Genomic DNA, 6086 nt, shown 5'->3' on the forward strand with positions numbered 1-6086 from the left:
CGGTGTCGTGCGCCAGCAGCCAGGCGCGGCCGGCCTCGGGGCGGCCGAGCGCGTGCAGCAGCAGCAGTTGGGCGTCGATGCGTGCCAGCCCCAGGGTGTGGGCCTGGCCCAGCGCCTGGGCCAGGGTCGGCGAGGCATCTGCTATTGAATTAGTAGCATCCAAGGCAATCAATCCTTCGGCATCGGGGCGATTGGGCTGCAAACCGATCAGGCCGTGGTTTCCAGCTCGGCCAGTTGCTCGGCCTCGCGAGCGTGGCGCAGGGCGTCCAGCACGTCGGCGAGGTCGCCTTCCATGATGGCCAGCAGCTTGTAGAGCGTGAGGTTGATGCGGTGGTCGGTCAGGCGCCCCTGCGGGAAGTTGTAGGTGCGGATGCGGTCGCTGCGGTCGCCCGAGCCGATCAGGCCCTTGCGCAGGGCAGCCTCCTTGGCGGCGCGCTCGCTGCGCTCCTTTTCCTGGATGCGCGCCTGCAGCACCTGCAGGGCCTTGGCCTTGTTGCTGTGCTGGCTGCGCCCGTCCTGGCATTCGGCCACGATGCCGGTGGGCAGGTGGACCACGCGCACGGCCGAGTCGGTCTTGTTGATGTGCTGGCCGCCGGCGCCGCTGGCGCGGAAGGTGTCGATGCGCAGGTCGGCGGGGTTCAGGGTGATGGCCTGGTGCTCGTCGGGCTCGGGCATCACGGCCACGGTGCAGGCGCTGGTGTGGATGCGGCCCTGCGTCTCGGTGGCGGGCACGCGCTGCACGCGGTGGCCGCCGGATTCGAAGCGCAGCGCGCCGTAGGCGCCGTCGGCCTCCACGCGCAGCACCACTTCCTTGTAGCCGCCGATCTCGTTCTCGTTGGCGCTCAGGATCTCGATCTTCCAGCCCACGTTGGCGGCATAGCGGGTGTACATGCGCGCCAGGTCGCCCGCGAACAGGGCCGACTCGTCGCCGCCCGTGCCCGCGCGGATTTCGAGGAAGGCATTGCGGGCGTCGTCCGGGTCCTTGGGCAGCAGCAGGCGCTGCAGCTCTTCTTCCAGCTGCGCCAGCTCGGCCTCGGCGGCGGCGATCTCCTCCTGCGCCATCTCGGCCATGTCGGGGTCGGCGAGCATCTCGCGGGCGCCGGCCAGGTCGGCCTCGCGCTGCTGGTGGCGCGCGTAGCGGCCGGCGATCTGCGTGACCTCGGCGTGCTCGCGGGAGATGGTGCGGTACTGCGCCATGTCGGACATGATGTCCTCGCGCGAGAGCAGGAAGTCGAGCTCTTCAAGGCGCTGCGCATAGCGCTCGAGCTGGGTTCTGAGAAAGGGCTTCATCGTCGGGGAAAAGAAATTGCTACGGTTTTTGTAGCTGATAGCGCTAGTGGAATCTGCGCTGGAGGCGTTTTTGGCCTGGTGGCAGGCCGCGCAGCCGCGTCGCTACAGGCCGGTCTTGCTTTGCGAGCGCAGGAACAGGCGCGAGACGGTCTGGGCCGTCTGGGCGCGGGTCTCGGCGTCGCCGGCCCGCAGTTCGGCCAGGGTGCCGTGCAGCATCTTCTGCGTGAGGCCGCGCGACAGGGCCTCCAGCACCGCGTCCATGTCCTCGCCCTTGGCCAGGAGCTTCTTGGCGCGGGCGATCTCCAGCGCGCGCCACTCGTCGGTCTGGGCGTTGAGCTGCTGGATCAGCGGCACCACGCCGCCGGTGGGGCTGCGCTGGTCCATCCAGTGCATGAAGCTCTGCACGCCCGCGTCAATGATGGCCTCGGCCTGGGCCACGGCGGCCTGGCGGTGCGCCTGGGCGGTCTGCACCACGCCGGCCAGGTCGTCCACGGTGTAGAGGTAGATGTCCTCCAGCGCCTTGACCTCGGGCTCGATGTCGCGGGGCACGGCCAGGTCGACCATGAACATGGGGCGGTGGCGCCGCTTTTTCAGGGCGCGCTCCACGGCGCCCAGGCCGATGATGGGCAGGCTGCTGGCGGTGCAGCTCACCACGGCGTCGAACTCGTGCAGGCGGTCGGGCAGGTCGGCCAGGCGCATGACCTCGCCGCCGAAGCGCGTGGCGAGCTTTTCACCGCGCTCCAGCGTGCGGTTGGCCACGGCGATGGCCTTGGGGTTCTTGGCCGCGAAGTGGGTGGCGGCCAGCTCGATCATCTCGCCCGCGCCGACGAACAGCACGCGGATCTCGGACAGGTCCTCGAACAGCTGGCCGGCCAGCCGCACGGCTGCGGCCGCCATGCTGATGCTGTGGGCGCCGATCTCGGTGCTGGTGCGCACTTCCTTGGCGACGGCGAAGCTGCGCTGGAAGAGCTGGTTGAGCGTGGTGCCCAGCGCGCCGGCGGTTTCGGCGGCGCGCACGGCGTCCTTCATCTGGCCGAGGATCTGCGCCTCGCCCAGCACCATGGAATCGAGCCCGCTGGCCACGCGGAAGGCATGGCGGGCCACCAGGCCGTCTTCCAGCGCGTAGGAGTGCGAGCGCAGCAGCGCGGGGCTGACGCCGCCGCTCTGGGCGAGCCAGCCCAGCGTGTGGTCCAGCGCGGATTCATTGCCGGCGCAGTAGATTTCGGTGCGGTTGCAGGTGGAGATGATGGCCGTCTCGACGCTGGGATGGCGGCTGGCGCCGCCCAGCGACTGGCGCAAACCCTGCAGCGTGGGCGCGATCTGATCGAGCGCGAACGCAAAACGACCGCGCAGATCGAGCGGCGCGGTCGTGTGGTTGATGCCAAGGGCCCAGACTGCCATAAGCGGCGATTATAAAATTGCCGGCCCGATGCAGGGGGCTATGCCTGTAATAGTCTTGATCTGGGTCATGTCCATGGATGCTTTGTCCGCCGTCAACCATCTGCTGAATTTCGTGCTGCCCGCGTTCGCCGTGGCGCTGCTGCTGGTCGCCGGCTGCAAGGTCTTCCTGCGAAAGCGGGCGGCCACACGCGGAACGCTGGCCCAGCTGGGCGTGCTGTTCGGGGTGGGCTGCCTCGTCCTCGCGGCCGGTCTGGCGTGGTGGGGACGCGACGGAAAGATGCTCACCTACGCGGCGCTGGCGGCGGGCTGCGCGACCGCGCAGTGGGTGCTGCTGCGCGGCTGGCGCTGAGAAAGACGCGCCCCGAAGGCCCGGGCCCTCAGCCCAGTTTGTGCCGGGTCTGCAGCAGGCCCACGCCCAGCGCCATGAAGGTGCCGCCCACGATGCGGTTGAACAGCTTGGCGCGCGCCACCACGTGGCCCTTCACCAGCGAGATCAGCACCACGTAGAAGGCGTGCGAGATCAACGCGCAGACGGCGAACGTCGTGGTCAGCAGCAGATACTGCGTGAACAGCGGCTCGCCGGGCACGATGAACTGCGGGAACAGGGCCGAGAAGAACAGGATGGCCTTGGGGTTGGTCAGCGACACGCCCAGCCCCTGCGCCACCAGCTGCCAGTTCTTGCGCTCGCGCCGCTGGGCGGGCGCCAGGCCGGCATCGCTGGCGATCAGCGCGTCCTGGCTGCGCCAGCGCTTGATGCCCAGCCAGATCAGGTACAGCGCGCCGACGACCTTCATCACCAGGAACGCGTTCGCCGACAGGCTGAGGATGGTGCCCATGCCGACCATCGCGAGGCCCGAGACGGCGAAGATGCCGGCCGAGCTGCCGAGCGAGCTGAACGCCGTGCGCCGCGCCCCGACATCCACCGAGTTCGACACCGCCAGCAGCACGGCCGGGCCGGGGGTGAAGCACATCAGCAGCGAAACGCCGCAGAAAACGAGCCAGTGGGCGAGGGTCATGGTGGGGGGCTTTCAGAGGCGGCGGACAAGCGGGTATTTTCGCCGGGCAGGGCCTGCCGTGAAGGGGGCTTTTGCGGGTAAGACCCCGTGCCGGGCGAGGCAGGCCGGCCCTAAGCTGCGGCTGATCCCATCCAGACACAAAAGAAGGAGACTTTCGCATGCGCCTGCGCACCTGCCTGGCGGCCGCCACCCTGGCCTGCCTGTCCGTGGCCGCCCTGGCCCAGGGCTTTCCCTCCCGGCCCATCCGCATCGTGATCGGCTTTCCAGCGGGCGGGCCGCTGGACCAGCACGCCCGCCTGCTCACCGACAAGCTGCAGGCCGTGCTCGGCCAGCCCGTGGTGGTGGACTACAAGTCGGGCGCGGGCGGCACCGTCGGCGCGCAGGACGTGATGAAGGCACCGCCCGACGGCCACACGCTGATGCTGGCCAACACCGGCGTGATGGTGATCAACCCGGCGCTCTACAGCCGGCTGCCCTACCAGACGCTCAAGGATTTCACGCCCGTCGCGCGCACCGCCATGCAGCCGCTCGCGCTGCTGGTCAACCCGAAGCTGCCGGCGAAGACGCTGCCCGAATTCATCCAGTACGCACGGGCCAAGCCGGGCCAGGTCAATTTCGGCTCGGCGGGCAACGGCGGCATCAGCCACCTGGTGCCGGAGATGTTCAAGACGGCCACGGGCCTGTTCATGGTGCACATCCCGTACCGCGGCAGCGCCCCGGCCTTCACCGACCTGATGGCGGGCCAGGTGCAGTTCATGGCCGAGAGCATTCCGCAGGCGGCCGCGTACCACAAGCAGGGCAAGGTGCGCGCCCTGGCCGTGACCAGCCGGCAGCGCAACCCGGCGCTGCCGGACGTGCCCACGGCGATCGAGAGCGGGCTCAAGGGCTTCGAGGTGGTGGGCTTCTACGGCTTTCTCGCGCCGGCCGGCACGCCCAAGGACGTGGTCGCCAAGCTGAGCGATGCGTTCGGCCAGGTGCTGCAGTCGCCCGAGGTGCGCGAGCGCATGGTGTCGCAGGGCGCCGATCCGGCCTTCCTGGGGGCGGACGCCTTCGCGGCCTTCCTCGCGACCGAGATGCCGCGCTGGGCCACCGCCGTGGCGCAGTCGGGCGCGAAGCTGGATTGAGTCTTTCGAGCCCAATCGGCCTCCGGCACATATTCCACTAGGGCATTGCGCTATTGAATTTATAGCGAATCGCTGCGGCCGGGGTGGCCGCGCCCCGGTCAGACCACCGTCGTGCCCGGCACGTTGCCGCCCTGCGGCTGCGGCACCGCCACGGTCGGCGAGGTCGGCGTGGGGTGGGTGAGCGACGTGGTCGCCGGCGGCGACAGCGCCAGGCCCGCGCCGCGCAGGTTGTCCAGGATGGTGAACAGCAGGTCGCTGCGCACCCCGCCCGAGTTGCGTGGATTGCTCACGTAGCCGATGGCCAGGAAGGTGAGCGTGCCGTTCAGGATGCCTTCGAGCTGCACGATGGGTTCGGGGTCTTCCATGATCCCTTCGTGGGCGTGGAAGGCCTGCAGGATCACCTCGCGCATGCGCTGCGCGTCGGTGTCCAGCGGCGCGGGCAGGCGCAGCAGCACGCGGCCGGGCGCGCCGGTCAGCGTCATGTTGCGCACGGTCTTGGTGATGAACTCCGAGTTGGGCACGATCACGGTGGACCGGTCGCCCAGCTGGATCTCGGTGGCGCGCACGTTCACGCGCCGCACGTCGCCCTCGGTGTCGCCCAGCACCACCCAGTCGCCCACCTTCACCGGCCGCTCGGCCAGCAGGATCAGGCCCGAGATGAAGTTCTGCACGATGGCCTGCAGCCCGAAGCCGATCCCCACCGACAACGCGCTGGCCACCCAGGCGATGCGCTCCACGCTGATGCCCAGCGCCGCCAGCGCCGCGGCCACCACCAGCACGCCGCCCTGCTCGCACCAGGCCCGGCCGTAGTCGGCGGCGTACCAGGGCGTGAGCGCATGCTCGAAGCCGCCGTAGCCGTAGATCAGCGTGGGGTTGCCGCCATCGGCCTGCGCGCCGCGCGGCCACAGCACGAAATACGGCACGCGCGTGCCGTCGGCCGAGGTGGCGAAGCACTGCTCGGTGCGCATGCCTTCGGCATCGAAGCGCGCCGGCCCGGCCTTGAGCAACTCGCGCTCGTCGTGGGCGGTGCTGGCCAGGAACAGCGAGGCGGGCGTGGTGAAGTCGGTGTATGACAGCAGGTAATGCTCGGCCAGCGGGTCGTCGGCCAGCAGCGGGTCGTACAGGGCCGTCACGCCCAGTTGGCCGGGGAACGGCGTGTCCACCGCGCGGCCGACGAAGGGACCGCCCTCGCCCCCGGGCCGGTGCCACAGCTCCAGCCGCTCGGCCACGTTGTCCATCACCTGCAGCAGCACGT

At 69.7% G+C, this 6086-nt stretch carries 6 protein-coding genes and 1 pseudogene; 2 read left to right on the forward strand and 5 right to left on the reverse strand.

Annotation, left to right across the window (positions count from 1 at the left end; all coding sequences use genetic code 11):
- The 3 genes and pseudogenes from AC27IQ_RS17745 to hemA all read right to left on the reverse strand — a co-directional run.
- A pseudogene (locus AC27IQ_RS17745) lies at positions 1–145 on the reverse strand (peptide chain release factor N(5)-glutamine methyltransferase); the annotation flags it as partial.
- A 62-nt stretch (positions 146–207) separates the two neighbouring features.
- Positions 208–1290 carry a peptide chain release factor 1 gene (gene prfA, locus AC27IQ_RS17750; RefSeq protein ID WP_284408214.1) on the reverse strand — a complete coding sequence of 361 codons (1083 nt, stop codon included), beginning with the start codon at positions 1288–1290 and terminating at the stop codon, positions 208–210.
- Positions 1291–1392: 102 nt separating this feature from the next.
- The gene (hemA, locus tag AC27IQ_RS17755) at positions 1393–2691 is read right to left on the reverse strand and encodes a glutamyl-tRNA reductase (RefSeq protein ID WP_272565496.1); all 1299 of its coding nucleotides are present in this window, start codon (positions 2689–2691) and stop codon (positions 1393–1395) included.
- Positions 2692–2764: 73 nt separating this feature from the next.
- Between hemA and AC27IQ_RS17760 the strand changes: the two genes are divergently transcribed.
- Entirely contained in the window at positions 2765–3040 is a 276-nt protein-coding gene (locus tag AC27IQ_RS17760; RefSeq protein ID WP_487090248.1) for a hypothetical protein, read from the forward strand.
- Between the two features lie 28 nt (positions 3041–3068).
- On the opposite strand, the gene AC27IQ_RS17765 is transcribed toward AC27IQ_RS17760, so the two are convergent.
- A complete protein-coding gene (locus AC27IQ_RS17765) occupies positions 3069–3707 on the reverse strand; it encodes a LysE family translocator (RefSeq protein ID WP_272565494.1) in 639 nt (212 codons plus the stop codon).
- A gap of 158 nt (positions 3708–3865) precedes the next feature.
- Between AC27IQ_RS17765 and AC27IQ_RS17770 the strand changes: the two genes are divergently transcribed.
- Positions 3866–4831 (forward strand): Bug family tripartite tricarboxylate transporter substrate binding protein, encoded by a 966-nt coding sequence (locus tag AC27IQ_RS17770; RefSeq protein ID WP_272565493.1) that lies wholly within the window; start codon positions 3866–3868, stop codon positions 4829–4831.
- A gap of 98 nt (positions 4832–4929) precedes the next feature.
- On the opposite strand, the gene AC27IQ_RS17775 is transcribed toward AC27IQ_RS17770, so the two are convergent.
- Positions 4930–6086, reverse strand: a 1157-nt coding sequence (locus tag AC27IQ_RS17775; RefSeq protein ID WP_487090249.1) for a mechanosensitive ion channel family protein, incomplete at its 5' end; no start/stop codon positions are given.

The organism is Acidovorax sp. KPB24-07, from assembly GCF_057543315.1.

What these genes read in the sequence shown, in the direction of transcription:
- prfA (WP_284408214.1), bottom strand. Translation starts at nt 1,290, where the DNA reads ATGAAGCCCTTTCTCAGAACCCAGCTCGAGCGCTATGCGCAGCGCCTT.
- hemA (WP_272565496.1), bottom strand. Translation starts at nt 2,691, where the DNA reads ATGGCAGTCTGGGCCCTTGGCATCAACCACACGACCGCGCCGCTCGAT.
- AC27IQ_RS17760 (WP_487090248.1), top strand. Translation starts at nt 2,765, where the DNA reads ATGGATGCTTTGTCCGCCGTCAACCATCTGCTGAATTTCGTGCTGCCC.
- AC27IQ_RS17765 (WP_272565494.1), bottom strand. Translation starts at nt 3,707, where the DNA reads ATGACCCTCGCCCACTGGCTCGTTTTCTGCGGCGTTTCGCTGCTGATG.
- AC27IQ_RS17770 (WP_272565493.1), top strand. Translation starts at nt 3,866, where the DNA reads ATGCGCCTGCGCACCTGCCTGGCGGCCGCCACCCTGGCCTGCCTGTCC.